Annotated in this window: 15 protein-coding genes; 9 read left to right on the top strand and 6 right to left on the bottom strand. The window is 56.1% G+C overall.

Going from position 1 to position 22,835, the window contains the following annotated elements; genetic code table 11:
• Nucleotides 1–77 precede the first annotated feature (77 nt).
• Nucleotides 78–698, bottom strand: coding sequence for a hypothetical protein (locus JTF07_RS21020; protein WP_502710956.1), 621 nt, complete (start codon nt 696–698; stop codon nt 78–80).
• On the opposite strand from JTF07_RS21020, the gene JTF07_RS03915 reads away from it, so the two are divergent.
• Nucleotides 672–2,258 (top strand): glycosyltransferase, encoded by a 1,587-nt coding sequence (locus JTF07_RS03915; protein ID WP_502710955.1) that lies wholly within the window; start codon nt 672–674, stop codon nt 2,256–2,258. The genes JTF07_RS21020 and JTF07_RS03915 overlap by 27 nt on opposite strands.
• Here the strand turns inward: JTF07_RS03915 and JTF07_RS03910 are convergent.
• The 3 genes from JTF07_RS03910 to JTF07_RS03900 all read right to left on the bottom strand — a co-directional run bounded on the left by JTF07_RS03910 (nt 2,211) and on the right by JTF07_RS03900 (nt 6,267).
• The gene (locus JTF07_RS03910; protein ID WP_204232979.1) at nt 2,211–3,329 is read right to left on the bottom strand and encodes a magnesium and cobalt transport protein CorA; all 1,119 of its coding nucleotides are present in this window, start codon (nt 3,327–3,329) and stop codon (nt 2,211–2,213) included. The two genes, JTF07_RS03915 and JTF07_RS03910, sit on opposite strands and share 48 nt — an antisense overlap.
• Before the next feature lie 133 nt (nt 3,330–3,462).
• Complete coding sequence (locus JTF07_RS03905) at nt 3,463–4,362, bottom strand: XcbB/CpsF family capsular polysaccharide biosynthesis protein (RefSeq protein ID WP_252199531.1); 900 nt, start codon at nt 4,360–4,362, stop codon at nt 3,463–3,465.
• A 171-nt stretch (nt 4,363–4,533) separates the two neighbouring features.
• A complete protein-coding gene (locus JTF07_RS03900) occupies nt 4,534–6,267 on the bottom strand; it encodes a CDP-glycerol glycerophosphotransferase family protein (protein ID WP_204232977.1) in 1,734 nt (577 codons plus the stop codon).
• A 95-nt stretch (nt 6,268–6,362) separates the two neighbouring features.
• Between JTF07_RS03900 and JTF07_RS03895 the strand changes: the two genes are divergently transcribed.
• The 8 genes from JTF07_RS03895 (at nt 6,363) to JTF07_RS03860 (ending at nt 19,991) form a co-directional block, all read left to right on the top strand.
• Nucleotides 6,363–9,125 carry a CDP-glycerol glycerophosphotransferase family protein gene (locus JTF07_RS03895; protein ID WP_353843864.1) on the top strand — a complete coding sequence of 921 codons (2,763 nt, stop codon included), beginning with the start codon at nt 6,363–6,365 and terminating at the stop codon, nt 9,123–9,125.
• A 176-nt stretch (nt 9,126–9,301) separates the two neighbouring features.
• Entirely contained in the window at nt 9,302–10,564 is a 1,263-nt protein-coding gene (locus tag JTF07_RS03890) for a CDP-glycerol glycerophosphotransferase family protein (RefSeq protein WP_204232975.1), read from the top strand.
• Between the two features lie 156 nt (nt 10,565–10,720).
• Nucleotides 10,721–11,110: a glycerol-3-phosphate cytidylyltransferase gene (tagD, locus tag JTF07_RS03885; protein ID WP_092106519.1), complete on the top strand. Its 390-nt coding sequence runs from the start codon at nt 10,721–10,723 to the stop codon at nt 11,108–11,110.
• 151 nt (nt 11,111–11,261) lie between these two features.
• The gene (locus tag JTF07_RS03880; RefSeq protein ID WP_204233580.1) at nt 11,262–12,059 is read left to right on the top strand and encodes a CDP-alcohol phosphatidyltransferase family protein; all 798 of its coding nucleotides are present in this window, start codon (nt 11,262–11,264) and stop codon (nt 12,057–12,059) included.
• On the top strand, nt 12,056–12,979 hold the full coding sequence (locus tag JTF07_RS03875; protein ID WP_204232974.1) for a glycosyltransferase family 2 protein: 924 nt from the start codon (nt 12,056–12,058) through the stop codon (nt 12,977–12,979). Before JTF07_RS03880 ends, JTF07_RS03875 begins: the two co-directional genes overlap by 4 nt.
• A 171-nt stretch (nt 12,980–13,150) precedes the next feature.
• The gene (locus JTF07_RS03870) at nt 13,151–15,271 is read left to right on the top strand and encodes an acyltransferase family protein (protein ID WP_204232973.1); all 2,121 of its coding nucleotides are present in this window, start codon (nt 13,151–13,153) and stop codon (nt 15,269–15,271) included.
• A 110-nt stretch (nt 15,272–15,381) separates the two neighbouring features.
• A complete protein-coding gene (locus JTF07_RS03865) occupies nt 15,382–18,042 on the top strand; it encodes a glycosyltransferase family protein (protein WP_204232972.1) in 2,661 nt (886 codons plus the stop codon).
• A 53-nt stretch (nt 18,043–18,095) separates the two neighbouring features.
• Nucleotides 18,096–19,991, top strand: a complete 1,896-nt coding sequence (locus JTF07_RS03860) for a glycosyltransferase (RefSeq protein WP_204232971.1) — start codon at nt 18,096–18,098, stop codon at nt 19,989–19,991.
• Nucleotides 19,992–20,006: 15 nt separating this feature from the next.
• Here JTF07_RS03860 and JTF07_RS03855 read toward each other — a convergent pair whose 3' ends face one another.
• Together JTF07_RS03855 and JTF07_RS03850 are read right to left on the bottom strand one after the other, a co-directional pair.
• Nucleotides 20,007–21,287, bottom strand: coding sequence for a CDP-glycerol glycerophosphotransferase family protein (locus JTF07_RS03855; RefSeq protein ID WP_353843863.1), 1,281 nt, complete (start codon nt 21,285–21,287; stop codon nt 20,007–20,009).
• 300 nt (nt 21,288–21,587) lie between these two features.
• A complete protein-coding gene (locus JTF07_RS03850; protein WP_204232970.1) occupies nt 21,588–22,829 on the bottom strand; it encodes a polysaccharide pyruvyl transferase family protein in 1,242 nt (413 codons plus the stop codon).
• Nucleotides 22,830–22,835 lie beyond the last annotated feature (6 nt).

The following is a 22,835-nucleotide window of genomic DNA, read 5'->3' as shown; positions in this document are numbered from 1 at the left end:
TCGAGACGCTACGATCGCCAAGTGATCGGGTGGCGACCGCCCGGTGAACAGAGGCAGGGGGTAAGAAGAAAAGGCGGCTAACGATCGATCACGGTCGTTGGACCGTCATTGCGATTACCGACGATAAAAGTATGCGAATTCGGTGTTAGCAGATAATTGGTAATGAAGATCACATCCGTACTTTCTGCTCGGTGAGCGATATACAGGTCGATGACCAGCGTGTTCAGCCCTTGGTTGCCCGCAATCTCGGCGAACATCGAGACCGAATTCGAAGTCGCCGCGCCCACTGGAGGAGATTCGTCAGATCCGAGTGAATTGCATATGCGACATCTATAGTTATATTCATGAAGTTCATCCTCAATTCTCCTCCACTTCACCAGCCATATCCCCATCGTTTTCCACACAAAGGCGCCCTTCCCGAAGGGCATTACTACACGCTCACGTGGGGCATCTCGTATGACTTCGGAGGCATGACGACGGTCGCCCTGGAACGCAGTTCGGCCTTCGCCCGACAGGACAATCGATCGGTCGATATATTGACATTCAGTGCCGACCTCAAGGGGCAAGATCGGGAAAGAGAGCTCCGAGATGAGGGGCGAATAGATCGCCGTGTGCGCGTGCGCAATATCTGGCAGGATCTCACTTCTTGGTCTGATCGGAAACTGCGCCGGATGGTCGGCACCTCTGAGGTGGATCATGAAGCAGTCGACGATGTACTTGACCGCAGCGGAGCGGATTGGAACGAGTTCCGGAAAAACTCAGATGAGGCGGTGCTTCAGGTTGACCGCTACCACGACAGTGGTGCGCTTCTGCTCAGTGACCGCCTTGATATGAATGAACGTGGGCAAATCGGCGGCAGGCGAATCAGCCTGTTCGACCATAAGGGCAACGTCATCGCCCAATGGCCGTCTGCTCGTGCCTTGTACCACGCGTGGCTCGACAAGGTCATCGACGATAAGCCCTCGTATCTGATCTCTGATTCGTCATTCGCCGGAGGGCTCATCTTCGACTATCGACGCGACAATGTCATCCTCTGCCAGGTCGTACATAGTCATTTCCTCGGTGATCCCACAGGCAGCAACTTCGGTGAGCTGACAAGCGGAAAGATTCGCTATATGCGTCACCTCGATTCGTTTGATGTCGTCACGACGCTCACCGATCGGCAGCGTCACGACATGGACGAGGCCGAACTCTCATCGAACCGACTCAGGACGGTGTCGAACCTGACGGAGAATCTCACCGGCGATCCGACAACGCCCAGGGTCCGTGAACAAGGCGCCATGATTGCGCGCTTGGTTTCGCCGAAACGCGTCGATGACGCTATCCGTGCCATCGGCAAGGCGTCTGCTCAGACACCGAACGTCACTCTTGACGTCTACGGCGAGGGAGATGAACGGTCCACATTGACAGACTTGATCGACGAGGTCGGCGTCGCAGGCTCTGTCCGCCTGCAGGGACATACGCCCGGGGCGAAGATGAACTTCCATACGAGTTCTTACAGCCTCCTGACCAGTCGTTCGGAAGGCCAGGGACTCGTTGTCCTCGAAAGCATGTCAGCTGGCTGTATCCCCATCTGCTACGCCATCGACTACGGACCAACCGACATTATCGAAGACGGTGTCAACGGGTTCCTCGTTCCACCCGGAGACGTTGACGCACTGGCTCAAGCAATACTTAGATTCCTCTCCATGCCCGAAGACGAGGTTGAGAAGATGCGGCGTGCCGCAATGGACCGAGCCGCCGACTTCTATGAGGCCCCCATCATTCGGCGCTGGGGCGAGGTGTTGAACGAACAGTCATTCGAGCCCATCGTCCATCTTGATCGGCTGCGTGCGGCACTCACCGAAGCGACATCGACTGATGAAGATATCGATGTCATCATCGACCTCGAGAGCCTCGAGGAGTACAAGCCGGACAGCGTCTACATTTCCTGGAAATCGCGTACCGGAAACTTCTATGGCCGCGTGGAAGCGAAATTTGATCACGGCGTCATTCGTGCAACGATCCCAACAAGTCGCCTCTTGCTTATTCCCAATGGTTATCTCGATATTTCAGTAGATCTCGTCTCTGGTCGCAGCTTCAATCGAGCTCGAATAGAGAGCGATAACTCGAACATATGCAATCTGGGAGATTCAGTCCGCCTGTACACAACCAAGCACGCCAACCTCAGTGGTCAGCTTCTCCAGCCTCGGTGCAACTCCGACTCGTCCTCACATCCACTTCTTCACCTTGAAAACGATGTAAAGGACTACGCCTAGTCCTACCATCAATCCGAGCGCCATGGGATAGCCGAAGGCCCAATGCAGTTCCGGCATATCGTCGAAGTTCATGCCGTAGATCGCTCCGATCAGAGTGGGAGCGAAGAGGATTGCGGCCCATCCTGAGATCTTCTTCATATCTTCGTTCTGGCGCTGAGCCACCAGCGTGGAGTTGACATTGAGGATCTGTGACAGGGCTTCGCGCAGTTCAGCTGCCTCAGCGAGGACTCGAGTCAGGTGGTCGGTGACGTCGTCGAGGTAAGCCTGCAGCTCGGTTGGGATCGAATATTTGGCGGCACCGTTGCCCAGTCTCTGGGTGAGGCGGTTGAGGTGCGTCGTTGTATGGAGGACGTCGATGACCTCTTGACTGAGCAGATAGATTCGTGCCGCTGCCGCGGTGTCTCCGCTGAAGACCTGTCGTTCGATTCCATCTTTGTCGTCCTGCAGGCCGTCCAAGACAGGGAAATAGGTGTCGACCGCGGTGTCGAGCAGCCGGTAGACAAGCGCCTCGGGACCCAAAGAGAGAAGCTCCCTGTCCGAGGCCCACTGGCGTTTCTCATCCCTGAAATAGGCATGCATGTCTTCAACGCTTTGGGGGATAGGTGATCCGTCGATGAACCGATCGTCCTGGCAGATGATGACGAGAACATCGTCCTTCATCAGTAGGTGGAATTCCTTGAACTCGACTTCCTCGGCCGAGTCGATGTAGACCGCGGATTTGAGGACGACGAAGAGAACATCGTCGTAGCGATCGATCTTGGGGCGTTGGTTTGCATGGAATAGGTCTTCGACGAGGACCGGGTGCAGCTCCCACACCGAGGCGATTTCGGCGAGAAGCTCCGGCGTGGACTTGGGGACGACGACCTGCGTAAATGATGGCGAAGTGGGGGAGCGATCCGTCGGCTGCTGGGCAAGGGCTTCGGCGAAGGTCGACGAGGTCGACAGATCGCCGGGCTCGCTGTCGACGATGCGGCGACTGAGCAGCACCGGCTTCTCAGATTCGCGTAAGGCGACGATGCTACGCCTGCGCTTGGAGATCGGTTCGGACTTGTGTCTGCGTACTCGTTCCATGGTGAATCTTTCGGTCGACTGAGACTCAAACGTAGCTGAGCGCAGAATCGGAGTCGATGGTGCACAACAGGTGGTGTCTCTCACTCCTACAAAATCCCATGACCCGGCATGCTGTAAAAGGCACTCACTATCCTCAGGGAACCGCCGATTCTCCAAGGGGAAGGCTGAAACCGAGTAAGAGTGTGTTGATGGCCATCACCTGCGCGTAGATGGTCTTGGGCGCAACATCCGGGTGTTTGAGAATATTCGGATTACCGCTGTCGAGCACACTCAGACTGTTTCGAAGGGGATGAATGATCTCGGATGTATAGGGGTACTGGGGTGATCTCGACGATGTCACTATCACCGAGTTCAGCGATTCACCGCGCCGTTCAGATGAGATTCGTCCGACGAGTTCGGTGAACACTTCTTGTTTCGGCCTAGGGAAGACTCCCTGCGCAGTGAAGTGGTAATCGTTTTCGTACTGCTCATACCAACTGTCAGTGACGATCGGATCGACCGAAACGAACTTCCAGCCGCCCGTCAACCCGTGATACAGAGCCCCGGTGCCACCCTTGGAAGCGCCGAAGAGAACGACATTGGGAGCTTCGATGCCATGTTCAGCGACCGTGCTCTGTATGAGCCGTCGGATTCTGGAGCTGTTGTCTGGCATGAAGCTGGTGTCCAAGTAGAAGGCTCCTTTGACACCTCCGACATCAGCGACTCGAAGGATTGCCGTGTCGCGGGGGACGTACTTCATCAATGTGGCAAAGGACGGGCGGAAATAGCGGATCAGTCGCGGTTTGGAATTGATCGGTGAGAAGATGACGACGAGGCGCGAAATCGTCCCTGACTCCGGGAATTCGAGTTGGTGCACGATCCCATCGTCAGAGACCTGGAACGATTCATCTTTGACGGCAGGCCAGTGGTGCACAATACGATCGTGCCGGATGAACCTGCTCTCGTCTGCAGTGTTGTAATACAGGGAGTAACCCAGATTGGTGAGTCGGATCAGTAGGTCTTTCGCATCCCGGTTCTTCAAAGCCAGCTTCATGAGGTCGTGGTCGGGCTTCGCTGCGAGAGATGTGTCGATGCGAAAGTATCGAGGCAAGCCGTCATTTTCAGTAATCATCGCAGGAATGTCGTCGGGGCTCGTCTCAAGAGTCAGCCACAGTATGTTCTGGATCACAGCAGAACGGTACCAGACTCGAATTCAGAGACTTTCCTATTTGAGGGCATGCTGAGCCAGCTTCCTCCAGAAACCGGACAGACCTTCGAACTCGACCAACTCATCGAACTGCGCGTCGCCCAGCACTCGTCGATATTCGCGCTGGTACATCGTCTCGAGAAGATCGTGTTCTGGTGCGGTCGCCGGGGTTTTTCGGGCGAAGGCACCTTTCAGGCGGGTCCATGCAGAGCTCTCCTTCACTCGGTCCTCTGGCATCTGGGCGATGTCTGCGCCCTGACGAGCTTGTCTTTCCTGTGTGGTCATGATCATTTCAAAATCATTGCGCGCCACGATCGACACAGAAGGATCCAGGTGCCTGATTCGCTCCATCGCGACAGGGTTCGACTTTACAGAATGTGCCACGAAGAGCGTGACATCCCTGTCGCCCGACTTCGCCGCAGTGTCCAAGGCGTCTAGGAAGGATTGAGTCTTCTTGGTTTTGTCGAGTCGTCCACCCCAGAAGACGGTTGTCGGCCGGGGACGTGCGTCAACCTGTTTGATGCCTGAAACGTCGCCAAACATGAACCAACGAATGGTGCGAAGAGTGGCCTGCCCATCGTCATGAGGACAGAATCTCTCTCTGGCCTGCTGATATCGAGTCGTTGGTTGGTACGGTTCGGAAATCAGACTCGTGACCGTTGAAATCAATTCGTCAGCGGTTGCGACAATTGGGCCGGGTAGATCACCTTGGTCGAGTAGGAGGCCTCGTTCTTCGGCGTATTCTGCATAATCGTAGAGGTAGTGGACGATGGGTTTGCCTGTCGCCAGGAAGTCGAAGAAGATACTCGAATAGTCAGATATCAACAGGTCGGCAACTGCAAGAAGGTCGTTCGCAGTCATCGTGGTCGGTGGCACAATGATGTTGCCGTAGTCCACGTTCTTGATGTGGCGAAGCATGATGTGGTGCGCCTGGAAGATGACATTTGCGTTGAGCTTCGCTAGGGCCTCAATATCTCTTTGAAGCTGATCGCCGTCGAATCGTGCAGACCCTTTGTTCCCGCGCCAGGTGGGTGCGTAGAGAACGGTCTTTTTTGTCGGATCCAATCCCAGGTTCCCGCGAAGTCGTTGTGCGCTCAGTTCGGACATATTCAACGTCAGATCTTGGCGTGGGTAGCCGATCTCGGCCATAGAACCTGAAAAGACCCCTCTAAGCGAGAACCGAGTTAGCTCGGCCTCGGTCATGTAAGGGCAAGGAGTCAGAACATGGGTCGCTTGAAGGAGATTGTAGACACTTCCTGCCGCGCCCAGGGGCGAAGCAGCTGTACGCCCGAGAGTCTTATAGGCGATTCCATGCCAGGTGTTGAGGTATTTCTGGTCGGGTTTGCGAACGAAGTATTCGGGCAGGAGCGAGTTGCCGATGATGTAGCCGGCAAGCGCAAGGAAGTAGAGGTGAGCATCGGTGCCACGAGTGACGAAGGTGACCCGAGGGTCGTCCTTGAACTCATCGGGTATCAGGTCCGACGACCTGACCGACCATACGTGATGGAGCTTCCGGAAATCGCGAGCGCTGTGAAGGCGGAGGAAGAGAGCGTATGGGGAGTCCATCATTCTTGCACCGGACATGCTCTCGTAGAATACAACATTGGAATCAGTCGGTAGGGAGCTCACGTACTCTGCTTGCCGCGTCTTCACATCTTCTGGGTCCCGAATCTTGTCTCTCCAGAACTCTTGGCCCGTCACCTTGCGGTGCTGCAGAAGCCTCTTTGGTGCGGCTGGTTCATCTACTGACACGTGTGATTCCCTTTATCAACTCTTCGGGCATGGATATGGAGATCCGTACCCAGGCGCAAGAGCGTACGTAAATAGTTGGTTAAATTGAAGCGTCTATGGAGTGTCTGGTCGGTGTACGTTTGCTCTGTCGATACAATACTTGGCGTCTTCTGAATACAGAAACTTCGATCGTCAATCCCCAGGCCGTGACCGCGGTCATATCTATCGAATGGAGAAAATTGCAAATAGGACCCCGGACCAAGCGTGTTCTTCTGAACGTCTTTCCGTCTGCAATGTCTGCCTATTTGCGCAAAGAGAGAGTTCAGTGGTCACGTCAGCTGCGCCAGAACAAGCGATCGGTGTCGAGTGCCGTTCGGTCTAGGGCGTTCTCAAAGGCTCTGGTCGGACCGCTGAAGCGAGACACCGTCATATGGGAGTCGTTCTCAGGCAATGGGGCTCTGTGCAATCCGGAGGCTCTGTTCGGGCAGATGCTTGAGGACCCGCGTTTCGACCGTTTCCACCACACGTGGGTGCTGTCCGACAAGGCGTGGTCATCACAGTTCCGTGCAAAGTTCGCGGAGCATCCGCGGGTGAACTTCGTCAGATACAAGTCAACGGCCTATTTCGAGAAGCTCGAGAGTAGTCAGTACCTCGTCAACAACGCGACCTTCCCAGCCGAGTTCGTCAAGCGACCTGATCAGACCTACATCAATATGTGGCACGGCACTCCGCTGAAGAAGATGGGCTATGACATCGAAGGCGGTGCAGACGGTGCGAGGAACGTGCTTCGGAATTTCATGTCTGCGGACTATCTGCTGTCCCAGAACTCCTTTATGACCAATCAGATGTATCTGAACGCATACAAGCTGAATAATGTGTATACAGGTGCCATCATCGAAGAAGGCTATCCTCGGTCTGATCGTATGTTCAAGGCCGATGCCGGTGCCGTGGCCAGACAGTCGTTGAAGGACCGAGGTATCGAGACAGCGGGGAAGAAGGTTCTGCTCTATGCCCCCACCTGGCGAGGAGAATCGTTCTACAGGCCAAGCGCTGACGCCAGCCGTTTGAAGGCCACGCTTGCAGCACTGCGTGCGAACCCGGAGCTCGACGGCTGGGTCATACTCCTCAAGGCGCATCAAGTCATCTTCGATCAGTTGGTTGAGGACCCTGAATTCTCCGATTTCCTGATCCACAACGACGTGCCGGCAAATGAAGCGCTCGCCATCACTGATCTGTTGATCACGGACTATTCGAGTATCTTTGTTGACTATCTGGCTACAGGACGACCCGTCGCCTTCCACATTCCGGATTCAGATAGTTATGCGAGCGACCGTGGAGTATATCTTGAGACCTCAGAGTTGCCAGGCCCTGTCTCCCGATCAGTTGAAGAACTCAACGAAAATGTTGCGAAGCTGCGCGACCAGAGCGGTTTCGAATCCGCATTCCCAGACGAGTGCGAACGTTATGCGAAACTGTCAACAGAACTGACTCCCCACGACGACGGGGAAGCTGGTATGCGAGTTCTCGATATCGTCTTCGGTGGTCGCGAGTCTGGCTACAACGTCAAAAGAGGTTTCAGCGACGGCCGCAAGAAGATCGTCATCTATCTCGGCGGGATGATCACAAATGGGATTACATCATCTGCGTTGAATCTTCTGAACAGTATAGACAGCAGTGAATACGACATCACAGCGTTCTTCTATCGGTCCAATCAAAGGGACCGAAAAGAAAATGCTGCAATGATTCCTAGGCATGTCAGACAGCTGATCCGAGATCCGAGTATTCTCCAGCTGCCTCTGTTGGGCAGTATGCAGGAGCTGGACAAAGCGTCGGTAGGCGATATGCCGGACAGCGACAAAGACACAGCAGTGTGGGATTGGGAATGGCGACGGATCTTCGGTCATGCCGAATTCGATGCAGCGGTTGATTTCAGTGGATATTCCTCGTACTGGACGCGAATCGTGGCGCATGCAACGGCCGCAAAGAAGGCAATCTGGCTGCATAACGACCTCGAGGCCGACGCAGAACGGGAAGTGAACGGGTCTCGTCCCCATTTCCAGAACCTGACTGGAGTTTTCAAGCTCTACCGTGATTTCGATGCCTTGGTCTCAGTTTCGCCGGACCTCAATGAGATCAACCGGACGAACCTCGGTATGTATGCCCCCAGTGATAAATTCACCAGTGCCCGCAACACGATCAATGTTGAACGGATCCGATCTGGCAGCGGTGGAACCTTGATCGAGAACCCTGCTGCCGGAGACTGTTCGTTGAGGAACCTGGGGGATGCAGTCAAGGCTTTGGGAGAGTCATATTCGTTCGAAGACATCATCTCTGAGGCCAATCGCCAGCAGAGCCTGTCAAGCTTTGTCGGTAGTGGAGCCGGAGCAACATTTGTCACAGTGGGCCGCCTATCGCCTGAAAAGAATCATGCTCGGCTGATTCGTGCGTTTGCTCTGGTCGCACGAGAGACGTCAGGGGCCAAGCTCGTCATCATCGGCGAAGGTCCGTTGGAAAAAGAGCTTAAACAGTTGACAGTCTCCTTGGGTATGGCTGGATCGGTGGAGTTCACCGGTCGACTGCGGAATCCCTACTCGGTGATGTCCGCGTGCGATTGCTTTGTCATGTCCAGCGACTATGAAGGACAGCCAATTGTGATCCTAGAGGCGAGAGTCCTCGGGCTGCCCATCGTGACAACTAGGTTCGGGTCGGTGCACAGCGCGATGGAAGGCAGCGGGGGACTCATCGTCGATACAGATGAGGCGGCACTGGCAGATGGGATGCAGGCATACCTTGATGGGAAAGTGCAGGCATCACCATTCGACGGTGATGCCTACAATAAAGAGGTCGTCGACGAATTCACCCAAGTGATATTCGGCTGATCTTCTTGGTCCCGGTCCACTGAAATCGGTGGAACGGGACAAAAGTTCGGAGATTGCCGAGAAAGGCCGCGAGCACAGCTCTTCGCTCAGCTCGACTGATGATAATACCAAGTCACGTTGCGTAAAAAAGCAGAGTCGGTTCAGGGTCTTCGAATCTGCACGTGCACAATAGTCCTATGACCAATCTCCCGGAAGACCTGTCGCATCAAGCGGTCAAAGGCGCCAATTTCGCCCAATCGGCGGCCAAGCTTGGAGCGCGAAAGTTCCGCGACCGCATTCACGAGTCAAGGCTCTCCGCTGACTTCTATCCTCAGGACACGGACGAGTTCATTGCCGCTGCGTACTTCGGCGTCGGGATGGACTCGGTGTATCAGCTTGAACAGTGGCTCTGGCCGTTCGAGCAGCTGGAAGCCGAGTTGAAGCGATCAGGCCACGGTGATCAGCCATTTGGAATCATCGTTCGCAGCCCAATGGTGGCGAAGCACTTGAGGAATGTCACCCAACTCCCAGTTCGGTTCTCGCGTCTCACGAAGGGCCTTGACTCGTTCATGATGTCCTCGTCGTTGAGGACCGTCTTCTATGTCAACCAGTCAACTCCGAATTTTCAGGCCCTGCGTTATCCGAACCCGGCCCACGTGCATCTCAGCCACGGTGAGAGCGAGAAGATCTCGATGATCTCCAACCAGCTCAAAGCCTACGATTATGTATTCACCGCGGGGGAAGCGGCGAGAGTGAGGATTGAGCACTCCCTAGTGGGCCTGGACTCGAAGCGTCTACGCGATGTCGGTCGTCCCCAACTTGACCGCCCGCGTGAGACTGCCCAGGCATGGCGTGAGTTCGACGCCGAAGCTCCTGCAGGCATGACCGTGTTCTATGCGCCGACGTGGGAAGGCGATTCGCCATCGATGGCCTATGGCACACTTGCCGACAATGGGGCCATGCTCGTTTCCAACATGCTGGCTGCAGGATTTCGGGTGATCTTCCGCCCACACCCGCGTACGGGAGTGCGGGACCGCAACTTCAAAAAAGCTTTGGACGAAGTCTGTGCCATCATTGACTCGGATCCGAGGGGGCTTTTGGATGTCACATCAGATGTTTCCTGGCAGTTCGACGTAGCCGATCGCGCCCTGGTTGAAATGTCATCTGTGGCCTTTGACTGGCTATCAACTCGTAAACCCCTGGTGATGATCAAGCCCTGCCAGTCTGACTCCATGGTGTTGCCTGGCGGCCTGTTCGAACGCACTCCCACTATCGGCAAAGGTTCAGAAGATAGCCTCATCGATCTCTTGTCCAACCAGACGGATTCTGTCGAGACGGCTGCGCAACTGTGTGAGTACTATCTGGGTTCAACCGTTCAGGGGGCACAAATCGACCGATTCTATTCGGCCACCAAGCAAGTCATAGCCGAACGCAACCGCAACCTGACTGGCAGGCCTTGAGAGACACACCGTATGAGGGAGCCCCGAGCAGCGGCTGGTCGTCGCAGTGAATTCAGCCCCCAGGTAACAAAATGGTAAAGTTACGATGAAATTCTTTGGGTACCTGTGTCCAGTCACGCTGGACTGTGCTCTCCTGGACGATTGAAATGAGGACTGATGCGCCGAGTCATTACCTATGGCACCTTCGACCTGCTCCACTATGGTCACATCCGTTTGCTGCAACGGTGCAAGGAACAGGGTGATTACTTGGTCGTGGCACTCTCCAGCGACGAGTTCAACGCCGGTAAGGATAAGAAGTCCTACTTCTCCTACGCGGAGCGCAAGCACATGCTCGAGGCGATTCGCTACGTTGATCTTGTCATCCCGGAGGACAATTGGGAGCAGAAGGTCACGGACGTCGAGAAATACCATATCGACACCTTTGTTATGGGCGATGACTGGGAAGGCAAGTTCGACTTCCTCAAAGATAAATGCGAGGTCGTGTATCTGCCCCGCACCCCTGAAATTTCCACGACTCGGATCAAGACGGAGCTCGGCAAGTCCTGACCGCTTGGTTGCCATCCTTATTCGTTTCACCCTTGCGCATTCTCACGGGCATCCGATGCGGTGAAAGTAGAATGCCTCACAACATTAAACACTTGCCTTGAAGCAGAGAGGAGCGGGTGTGTCTACACGGGAACCGCAGAGGCACCCGACCTTGTCTGAGCTTCGAGCCAAAGCTCAGCCCATCGAGGTCCGCAGCCGTAAGAACGCTGAGCACTGGAGCGCGCAGCTCTATCTCAGACACTTTTCGATCTATTTCACGATGATTCTCGTGCGTACGCGGATCAGCGCAAACGGAGTCACAGGTCTGATGATCCTCGCCGGCTGGTGCATTGCCGCCAGCTTGCTGATTCCCGGGATCTGGGGAGCAGTCTTGGCGGTGTTCTTCTCGCAGGTTCAGATGTACATCGACTGCTGCGATGGTGAAGTGGCCAGATGGCGTGGGACCAGCGGAGCAAAGGGCGTTTTTCTCGACAAAGTCGGGCATTACACTACAGAAGGCCTAGTCGCTGTAGCGCTGGGCGTTCGAGCGGTGGGGGAGTGGAAGAACCTCGGGGACGATCCCGCCGGAACCTACCCTTACCTGCTGGCCGGAACCGTCCTGGCTGGATTCGTTCTGCTGAACAAAGCACTCAATGACATGGTTCATGTCTCGAGAGCGTTCAACGGTCTGGACAGACTCGCGGACTCACAAGCGGCGACCGCGCTGAACCCGGGGTTTGTTGCGAAGCTCAAAAGAGCAGCTCGATTCGTACCGTTCCATCGCATCTATCATTCTGTGGAGATGTCGCTCCTCGCCTTGGTTGCGAGCATCGTCACCATTATTGCGGCGTCGGCTGGTGCTGCTCCTCTGTTCGGTGAGCGTTGGCTTGTCGTTATTCTGGCGCCCTTGTGTCTCCTATCTGTCATCGGACATTTCATGTCGATCATGGCCTCGAGGAGGTTGTCATGACCGATACCTCGCGCATTCTGTCACAGCGTTTCGAAGAGAGCCGCAAATACTCGTTCGGTGTTGTCGTTCTGTCACAGGGGAAGCGATTGGACGACCTCAACCGCGGATTCGAATCTTTGCTGGCGCAGAAAGGCGTCGAACTCGACGTCGTCTGCGTAGGCAATGGCTGGGACCCCGAGGGCATACCAGCCGAGGTCAAGACTCTCGGATTACCGGAGAACTTGGGGATCCCTGCCGGGCGAAATGCTGGAGTTCCGCACGTCAAAGGCGAATTCTTATTCTTCCTCGATGACGATGCATGGTTACCGGACGACACCACGCTGATGCGCATGGCTCAACTGATGCGGACGAAACCCAGAATTGGTCTGATCCAACCTCGGGTAGAAGAGCCTGGCGGGCCGGATGCTCCGAAGCGATGGATCCCGCGTCTGAAGAAGGGCGAAGCCGAGCACTCCTCCAACGTCTTCTCAGTCTGGGAAGGCGCCGTCTGCATGCAGCGGAAGGCATTCGACGAATGCGGCGGCTGGCCGGGACCATTCTGGTACGCCCACGAGGGCATCGAACTTGCCTGGAGAGTGTGGGACGCGGGTTACATAGTCTGGTACATGGGTGACCTGGCAGTGGCACACCCGGTGATCGATCCCAGACGGCATGACGAATACTTCTACATGAATGCAAGAAACCGCGTCTGGTTGGCCCGGCGCAACCTGCCGTGGCCCTTCAGCTGGGCCTACGTCGGTTCGTGGACACTGATGCAGTGTTTGAAATGGGCGAACAAGCCACATCAGCTGCGGGCATGGATGGAAGGGTGGCGTGCGGGTTGGAGACTTGATCCGTGGGCAGAGGACGAAGACCGACGGAAACTCTCGAAACGAGGCGTGTTGAGGATGTCGCGACACGGACGCCCTCCCGTCATCTGAGCCGAGCACGCGCGCGTATCTCTGTGTTCTGCACAGGGTTCTGCAGAAATTCTCATTTCACTCGATCAGAATCGATACGCAGCGCCGCGCAACGCTCCGCAGGCATGAGGAACGACAGTGACCGCAGCCGGGTCCGATCCAACCGGTTGAGAAACGTTTTGGAAGCGATAAATGCAGTTGACATCCACGCATGTTGAAAAACCACCGAGCACTGACCCTAAGCCGCGCAGGTCAGGATTCCGTGCCGATATTCAAGGGCTACGTGCCCTGGCCGTCGGCATCGTCCTGCTCTACCATCTGTGGCCGAATCGTTTCGTAGGCGGATTCGTCGGCGTCGACGTATTCTTCGTCATCTCCGGTTTTCTCATCACCAGCCACCTGATCAAGTCTCCGCCGAAGAGCTGGCGGGATGTCACTGACTTTTGGGCTCGACGGATCCGGCGTCTGCTCCCGGCTTCTCTGCTCGTGCTCTTCGTCGTGGGAGTGGCTACTTATCTAGTGGCTCCACAATCGATCTGGGTCGATACCGGACGACAGATATTCTCCGCCGCGCTCTACGTGGTCAACTGGGACTTCGCGAGTTCAAGCGTTGACTACCTTGCGGCAGACAACGCTCAATCTCCGATTCAGCACTTCTGGTCGCTGTCGGTCGAGGAACAGTTCTACTTCGTCTGGCCCATGCTCATCGGTCTCGCATTTCTGGTCGGTAAGAAAGTGGGACGCCCAAAGCAAATCGTGGGCTTCACCGTCGTCGCCGTCTTCCTCGCTTCATTGACGTTCTCAGTTTGGTACACGATCGTGCAGCCGGCTATCGCCTACTTCATCACTCCGACTCGTATGTGGGAGATGGCGACTGGTGGACTTGTGGCAGTGTTCGTCATTTATGTTCGGCCGAAGCGGCTCCCCTTCAGCTCACTGATCGGGTGGGTCGGACTGGCAGGTATCGTCGCAGGTACATTCCTGATCCGTGGAGACATGCCGTTCCCCGGTTATGTCGCCCTAGTCCCTGTGGTCTCGACAGCGCTGGTCATTCTGGCGGATTCGCGTGGACGCTTCTCCGTGCTCCCGCTTCTGTCGTTGCGACCGGTGCAGTTCCTGGGTGACATTTCGTACTCTGTGTATCTCTGGCATTGGCCGCTCATCGTCCTAGTTCCCTATTTGTCAGAGAAGCTCGGAACTACGGAGAACCTCGGCCGCTTGGACAAGGCAGTGATCATTCTCGTTTCGATCGTTGTCGCGTGGGCATCCACGACCTGGGTCGAAAATCGCTTCCGAAAGACCTCGGTCCTGAGCACCCCGAAAAGAACCTTTGGGTTTGCGGTTGTGGCCATGGCGCTTGTCGGCGTGCTCGGCCTCAGCCAGATGTGGGTCTCGGACCGGATCGTCGAGCAGAATAAAGACAATCTCGAAATTGCGATGTCTGACCCGAATTCCTGTCTGGGCGCGGCAGCATTGCTTCCCAGCGCGAAGAACAACCCGAAATGTGATGATACGGAATCTCTGCAAATGGAACCGGCTGCCGCTAAGAACGACAAATCAAAGGCTTATGCAGACGGGTGCTGGGCGAGCGAGCCATACACGGATCGCCCCGAATGCACGTATGGTGATGGCGAGAAGCAAGTCGCACTAGTCGGCAATTCGCACGCGGGCCACTGGCTGCCGACTCTTGAAAGGCTGGCTGAGAAAAACGACTGGACTATCACTACCTTCCTGGCCTCGAACTGCAGCATCTCGACTCTTCCGCAGGACCTGGGTACCCCAGAGGGAGTCAAGGGCTGCCAAGACTATTCTGATTGGGTAGTCGATCGCACAACAAGCGGCGGATTCGACGCGGTGGTCACTTCAGAACGTCAGTCGACACCACTGGACGGAATGTCGTGGGAAGAGACGGAGAAGAAGGCGCCAGAGGGACATGAGAACATATTGCAGAGCTGGGTCGACGCAAAGCTAGATGTTGTTGTCGTCAGAGACACTCCTTATCCAGGAGGGGACGATATTCAAGTGCCTGACTGCGTTGCCAAGCATGAGGATGAGCTTGAAGAGTGCTCGGGAACTCCCGAATCATGGCACTGGATGGATCCTCTTGCCGCGTCAGCCAAGAAGGTCGACTCGAAGCATATGTCAATCATCTATCCCGAAGATTGGTTCTGTCCGGACGGGCGGTGCGAACCGGTCATCGGCGGGGTCATCACCTATTTCGACACGGCGCACATCACCGCCACATATGCGGAGACTCTGGCTCCTCAGTTCAATGACAGGCTGCGTAAGACCGGCTTGGATACCTTCGACTGAATGATCAGCAGAATGATCTCTTGCCGATTCATCAGGCGAATTGGATAGTGTAAAACCGATTGATCGTGACAACCGACGGACCACCGAAACCTCTGCAAAGGACTAGGCGAGTGAGCAATCAACGAAAAGCGACCGACCGTTTCATCAGCAAAGGAAGAGAGCTGGTCAAACCCGTGGTCCACGGCATCGCTCGGCGTGCTCTTCCTGCTGTGGAGAGGGCTTCCGGAACCAGATACATTCGAGAGCGTGGCGAAGCAGGTGCCAAAGGAACCTCGAAGTCCGTTGGCGGCTCGAAGCAGATCGCGGCTGACACGGCTCGTTCTTATCGAAATCTGGCAACCGGTCTCAAAGGTCGTACCTCCGATGATACCGACGGTTGGACGGTCGCACCGACGAAGAAGGAAGTCGAGGCCAAGCTCCGTGAACTCGCACGCCTGAAGGCGGATTCAGTATTGGCTGAAGCTCTGATCAGCGGGTCGTCACTGGGCGGATCAATGGTCGAAGCTGGCAGAGCGCTCATCGACGCTGGTCTCCATGGGGAGGCTGTTTCGATCGGATTGAACCTGCGCCGTCGGCCCGAACACGATCAGATCGGCCGAGTCCTATTGGGAATGGCATACCATCGCTCGTCTGATCCGGACGTTGCTTGGGCCGAATTCGAACGCGTTGAGGATCGAGAACTCATCACCGCCGCGGCTGTGGAGTACTACCCAACCGCCATTGACACACTTGGTGATGAAGCGCTTCCTCTCATCGAACGTTCTAACCAGACGGGCGACACTGAGCGATGGACCTCCAAGGCTGTGCTGCGCACAGCCGAATCCGCCTTCTGCATCGATGCCTTCGAACATGTCCGCACCCTTATCGAGAGTCGCCTCGCATGGGGAGCCGATAACCTTGAGGCGTCCGTCCATTACGAACTCATGAGGATGCGAGATTGGCTTCCCGGCGGAGTGCACCTGCAGCCTCTTCCGACGACACCTGGGAAGCGCAACTTCGGTGTGCTCAGCTACGACCAGCCCGGCATCCGCTCACGCAATATCGGTGATTACATACAGACGGTGGCTTCACTTGGACACCTCCTGAGATATGAGAATCTGAGCTTCACGGGAGACAGCGGGCTGACGGAGCTCTTCTCGAAGCTGCGGAAATCAGTCAAAGCCGAAAGGAAGTACGAGGGCCCCGAGGCTGAGCTCAACCTGGTCGAGGTCTATCGTGACGGCAACGTTTACCAAGACATCCCAGAAGACACGTGGTATATCTCCTTCGGATGGTATATGCACGACATATTCGGAAAATCATTCAATATTCCGTTCCATCCCAACCTCCGCCCGATCCTGCTGTCGGTGTTCATCCGGTATCCCGAAATGCTCACCCCAGATGCCATCGCCTATCTGAAGAAGTATGGGCCCGTGGGCTGCCGGGACTGGCAGTCGGTGGCAGTGCTGCGGGCCGTCGGAGTCCCTGCCTTCTTCTCAGGCTGTCTGACCACGACCATCGATACGGTGTTCCCGGCCCGCGAGCCTGACCGTCGAACCGGCACACTGCGGATCGACTGGATGAAGGGCGGCAAAGGGCCCAAGAAGAAGCAGACTGTCACCGCGATCCGAGACAAGACTTTCCCGGAGAACCTCGAGTTGGCGCTGAGCTGGGTTGGCGACTACGCCTACAAGTACAAGCGTGTGCTGACGTCGCGGCTGCACGCCAACCTTCCTGCGCGTTCGGTGGGTGCCGAGGTAGAGTTCGAACCCAAGAACAAGTCGGACTCTCGGTTCGGCGGACTGTACGGGATCAATGACGCCGAGTTCGATGCGATCCGAACCGGAATCCTGGACAAACTCTCAGTGATCATCCCACTCATCGCCTCTGGAGCCTCGGAGAACGAGGTCTATGCCAAGTGGACTGAGATTACCGAAGCCGATATGGCCGTTGCGGACGAATACCTCGCCACGGCCCATCTGCCCGACGTCACGAGCGCTGAAATCGCTGCCGCGACCGGCGCGGCCGAACGCCCCCTGCCCGAAGCAGGGACTGCTGATGTCTATCTGTCGGTGAACAAGGGCGAGGAGCATCTGGTGAGCACGGCTGCACAGTCCATAGACGATCATGCCTCCGGTCCTTATCGGCTGTGGGTGGCATCGGGTGCTCTCACCGCGGATCGAGCCGATGGCATCCGGTCTCAACTGACCAAGGGCACGATCCGTGTGCTTGACCCTGTGTCCATTCCTGGCATCAACGAGACAGACGAGCTGGTCCAGGCCCTCCTCCCGACGCTGTTTGCCGACAATGAGAAGCTTGTCGTCATTCCAGCCGCGGCTGAGGTGACTGCGGACATCGCAGAACTTGCGAGTATCGACTTGGGCACGTCTCTTCTCGCAGCGAAAAGAGACGTGAGGAAGGCTCGGACCAGCGGTCTCACCCTCATGCGACGGGTAGCCAGCTCATTCAAGGATGATTACGAGGGTGCGCTGGACTTCGTCTTCGCCAGTCACAGCACGCTGAGTGAAGATTTCGTACTGTTCGATCCACAGGTTTCCGTGCTCAATCTTGCTCGTCTTCGCAGCGAGGGCATAGCAGAAAGAGTCATCGGCCTGTTGAAGAATGTTGGCATTAACTATGTTGACTCACTCCAGATCTCGGTGGGCGGGCGATATATCGAACTCGACACCGATTGGAACGTTCGCGCTCACTGGGAGACTGCGAACAGCCCCAAGATCGTGAACTGGCGACGTCAGGTTCGTCATCACGGTCATATGGCTCTGCCGTCGTGAAACCAGCCGTGGTCAAGGATGACACAAGTGGGAACTGAGGAAGGAAGCAAACAGTGAGCCTGATTAATCGACTGTTCCATGGCGCTCCTGAGGTCACTCGGGAGACGGTCGACCACAAGGTTCCCATTGGGACCGACGCGGTGCATGTCTACAACGCTGTTTGGGGAATCCCGGAATCTATCGGAGGGATGACGACGGCTGCACTGCGTCGGATCCGCAGTTTTCAGGAATATGGTCATCCGCTGTCGCAGACGCTGTTGACTTTCAGTCCGCGAATGGATGTAGACACGACACGGACCCGGCTGCTCTCAGAAGGACGGATAAACGAGCACGTCGAGCTGGTCAACATCTGGCAGGACTTACGTGACCGGTCTGATTCTGAGCTGGCCTCATTGGGTGGGAAGACTCCAACAGTCCCCGTGCCTCAGGCGGACGGTGAGGTTGAGAGCATCACCGAGTTCTACGATGTGTTCCGCACTTCGAGCACCAGCGGTATCGTCCGTCGTGACTACCTGCGGGGCGATAACAGCCTGTTGCTCACTGATGTGCAGGATCCCAAGATCGGTCGTCGTTTCGTTCTCCACTCGGCAGCGGGCGACCCGATCGCTGAATGGAATCGACCACGAGACTTCTACAATGCCTGGATCACGGCGACTATCATTGACGAGCCTGCCGTCCTCATCGTCGATGACAAGAAGATCAGTGAGTTTGTCCACGAGATTTCGGATCGTACATTCGCGCTGGTCCTGTTCATGCACGGCTCTCATCTTCGCCATCCCTGGAACGGACCGCACGGGGAGTTTCTTCGTCGTCGAGTGGAGACTATGCGCAACTTCGACCGCTTCGACGCTGTTGGGATTCAGACTCAACAGCAAGCTGAGGCGGTCACGGCCACGGGAATCTGCGGATCGAACATCAAATTCCTGACAGGTGAGTTGCCGTCCGGGGCTGTTCTGGCCGAAGCACCGACGGACCGCCAAGTGAACAGCGCTGTGATGATCGCTAACCTCATTCCGCTCAAACGGGTTGATCATGTGATCAGAGCTGTAGCGCTACTGAAGGACAGAGGAGTGGACATCACGCTCACAGTCCTCGGAGAAGGCGGCGAACGTCAAAAGCTCGAACAGCTCATTGCGGATCTCAGCGTCAAGGACCGCGTGGAACTCCCTGGATACGTCAACGACGTTCCTGAACGACTGCAATCCGCGTCCTTCTCCACTCTGACCAGTACCAGCGAGGGGCTGCCGCTGGCGATGATGGAATCAATGGGTGCCGGATGTGTGCCCATCGTCTACGACATCACCTACGGTCCCAGAGATTTGGTGGAGCAGGGACACAACGGCTTCGTCACTCCCCGAGGTGACATCGGGGCACTGGCCGATCAGATTGAAGCGTTCCTAGGGCTCGGCCCGGAACGCATCGCCGCGATGCGGAGGGCCGCGATGACGACGGTCGAAGAGTATCTTCCAGGAGTCGGCTACCAGCGTTGGAAAACGGTGCTTGAAGCGCTTAAACCTGCGTCACTTCCGAACATCGGCCCTCGGGAGTCCGTCCAAGCGATCAACGCGAACGCACTGCGAGTTACCCCATCTGCGCAAGGCTCACGTATCGAACTCGAGTTCGGCCAAATCCAGGAATCGGCCGCAGCTCCCCTGCAGCTCGTACTGGTTGGACGGAAGCGGAACAACTACTTCCTGTGCACTGAGCCGGTTGTCGAACGCCGGGCATTTGGGCGTGGAACGAAGATCGTATTCGACATCGATGCTGACAAATTCTCCGAGTCGAAGGGCGAGACCTTCGATGTATGCCTGCGACGCCCACAGGATCCATGGAACGCTAAGCGAAGAATCCGACCGCCGAAGGACTACGCTCCGAAGAACGTCGGTGCCCGAGAGTGGTACGCGACGAATCTCGGCAACTTCTCCGTGCGTCCCCGGCCTCTGGACTGAGACGAGAAGCCACAGCTACTCGTCGCTAGCCTCGGCGTTGGTGCTCTCGAAATGATACCTGGACATATCCGACGTTCTGTTGGCAATCAGCGTGCTGACAGCATCAGCGAAGAGCACGGTCGACGCGCCCTTCTTTCCTTCACCGAAGTAGTGGCGGCGTAGCTCCTGGCGGGCCTCGGCCGACCCGTCATTCGTCAGCTGCTCTCGCAGCAGAGCCTCTGTCTGATTCACGGTCGTTCCGTCGATAATGGGCGTAGCTTGACTGACTGGCGCCTCGTCGTTGAGCTTTGCTGTATCGTCACGGCGATCTGTCAGCACCAGAGGCTTCTCCGGGCGCATATAGAGGTAGTCGAGACCGACGCTGGAGATGTCCGTAACGAGCAGGTCGACGGCATCGAACATCGCGAGGATGTCACCTTCCATCAGGATCTGATGCTGCAGAGATTCGTCGATGATGGATTCGTTGGCGGTCTCGATGAGTTCTATGATGCGTGCATTCGATTCCGCCATGGCGGTTTTATTGGAGGCTGCAACACGGGGGTGTGGCTTGTAGATGACACGAGTATCGCCGAGGCCCAGTGCGGCTTCAATGATCTTGGGGCCGAACAGGTCGACGGACGTATAATTGTTCGCGTCGTTCTCGCCCTCCCACGTCGGTGCGTACATGATGGTCCTCGTCGACGAGGCCTCCAACTCGGGAACCCTGTCTATGTCCAACTGAGGCCTCCCAATCTTGGTCAGAGCGGACTCATCAAAATCGATAAGTGATTTGCGATACCGGTTGATTGCGGCATCGCCAGCTACGAAGACCTTGTCATACGACTTCGCTTGGTTGGAGACCATGCTGAGTTTGTCGGACTCACCATGATTGACGTGAACGTGGACCATGGGTGCGAACCCGAGGGACTGGAAGTTCGACATTCCGTTGTTCACATAGAGTGCAAGCTTGAAATCGTTGGCATGGTAGAAGGTGTGGAGTGGATCGAATCTACGTTTGAGGACCATGGGCAGGCGCGTGATCTCACGAGCCTGAAGCAATGAGGAGGGCTTGCGGAGCACGAGGACGACTCTGTGCCTCCGGTGGAGCTCTTCGAGAACCGGTATCCACTGACTGAGCTGGTAGAACTTGGGCTTACGATCACCGAAGTAGACGACGACGTCGCCCTTGACATAGCTCCCATCGTATTCGTCCTCCAGCTGCTTCCAGCGTTCTGTGCCCCTGATCCATTTGCTGGTCTTCTTCCATGCAGACGACCGCACAGCCTTCAGAGCTGTCTTACGAACCAGGTTTTTCACAGTGGACCTTTCAAGAACGGAACGGGGCCAGTAGCTTCCCCGGGTAAATCGCTTACCCCGGCAAATATTTTCATGCTTCATCATACGGATCAAAGACAAGAGGAACTGTTCGTTCAATGTGAACCTGATCGACGCTTCGCATCAGGAGGTGCAGTGTGAGCTGGGGACCGACAGACACACTGACTTACGTCGACGGAGACGGCACCGCTATAGATGGAGAGGCCAACACAATTAGAATAGAAGATGGAGCTACGGGTCCAATACATGCCGACGGTCAGCTGGTGGTGAATTCCCAGCGGCTCACACCGCGCTGGGCCCATATGACGCGTAGTCACCGGGGAGCTGCGGAATATCGGTTGAAGGGAATGCGCGAATGAGCGATGCAACGTCGTATCTGGAGTCGGGAATGCTCGCCGATTTCAGAATTTCACGCAGATCGGCATTCGACACGTCATCTTTAGACAGAGAAATTTCGGCAACCTGGTCCCTGGAGATCGTTGAGTAAAAATCTTCGAACTTGAAATCCTGACCAACAAGGTGTTGGTCAGAAATCCGAAGTCTGATCCAAGGCACGCCATAGGCCTGGGCAATGATCAGTCCATGGAGCGAGGTTGATGCAATGGTTGAGGCATTCGCAATTTGAGCGACGACGGCCTCAGGCGATTTCCTGACATCGATGATGTCGAACTCGCGCCGTTCGGAGTGGCCCTCGAAGAGACTTCTGTGCGCGTAATGGGGAACCACGGCGGGTCGAGGCTCTCCCAAGGCCAATGCGTGTGGCCGATAGAAGGTCGACAGCAGGAGGGCAGGATCCCCGAACAGCTCAGGGACATCCCATCCCAAGTGCTCAACCAATTCTGTTCGAGTGAGTTCTCCTCGCACCGCACGAATCGTGTGGGGCCGCCGAGACTTCAAACGCTGCGCGGTGGCGGAATCAATGGGTGCGATGAGTCCGGATCCCCAAACCGACATACCGGGCCTATTCATACCGGTGATAATGGAACCCGCTGTCATCACTGCATGTCCGGCATTGGGCAACGCAATCGTATTGAACGCAGGTCTGCCGGTGATCATCTCGATCAACCACGGACCGATCTGATCACCGAAGTTGCTCTGTTGGTCCCACCAATATCCGGGGACGTAGCGATCGGGATGCTCCTGGACTACAGACATCAGTGATTGTACGCGACGAATCGCGGTGACAAGCTCAAGTACTAGGGTTCTGCGGTCAACCGTCAACGGCCAGGTTTCCAGGATCCGGTTCGGATGCCCCTTGACCGCTTTGGAGATCACACCGATTCTCTGCCTGACAGCGTATCTTGATGGGTCGCCTCTTCCGACGATCTGCAGATTGTAGCCGCTAGCCGTGCAATTGATGTCGAACGCGTATTTCACTCCGTAACTGGTTGAGTACTCCAGCACCAGCGTCTCGTTCTTCCAGAACCATATGCGGCTTAACTGCTCGTCTGTCATCAGCGCCGCTTCCAGATCTGTCTGCAAACGGCCAAGGCGCTGCTTACGTGCTTTTGCTGACTTGGTCAAGATTAT

It is taken from the genome of Brevibacterium sp. RIT 803, from assembly GCF_016892625.1.
Classification (GTDB): Bacteria; Actinomycetota; Actinomycetes; order Actinomycetales; family Brevibacteriaceae; genus Brevibacterium.
This window is presented reverse-complemented; position numbering and strand designations above follow the sequence as displayed.

Excerpts from the sequence above, each read along its gene's own strand:
- JTF07_RS03915 (WP_502710955.1), top strand. The coding sequence starts at position 672 with ATGGTCGGCACCTCTGAGGTGGATCATGAAGCAGTCGACGATGTACTT.
- JTF07_RS21020 (WP_502710956.1), bottom strand. The coding sequence starts at position 698 with ATGATCCACCTCAGAGGTGCCGACCATCCGGCGCAGTTTCCGATCAGA.
- JTF07_RS03910 (WP_204232979.1), bottom strand. The coding sequence starts at position 3,329 with ATGGAACGAGTACGCAGACACAAGTCCGAACCGATCTCCAAGCGCAGG.
- JTF07_RS03905 (WP_252199531.1), bottom strand. The coding sequence starts at position 4,362 with ATGAAGCTGGCTTTGAAGAACCGGGATGCGAAAGACCTACTGATCCGA.
- JTF07_RS03895 (WP_353843864.1), top strand. The coding sequence starts at position 6,363 with ATGGAGTGTCTGGTCGGTGTACGTTTGCTCTGTCGATACAATACTTGG.
- JTF07_RS03890 (WP_204232975.1), top strand. The coding sequence starts at position 9,302 with ATGACCAATCTCCCGGAAGACCTGTCGCATCAAGCGGTCAAAGGCGCC.
- tagD (WP_092106519.1), top strand. The coding sequence starts at position 10,721 with ATGCGCCGAGTCATTACCTATGGCACCTTCGACCTGCTCCACTATGGT.
- JTF07_RS03875 (WP_204232974.1), top strand. The coding sequence starts at position 12,056 with ATGACCGATACCTCGCGCATTCTGTCACAGCGTTTCGAAGAGAGCCGC.
- JTF07_RS03870 (WP_204232973.1), top strand. The coding sequence starts at position 13,151 with ATGCAGTTGACATCCACGCATGTTGAAAAACCACCGAGCACTGACCCT.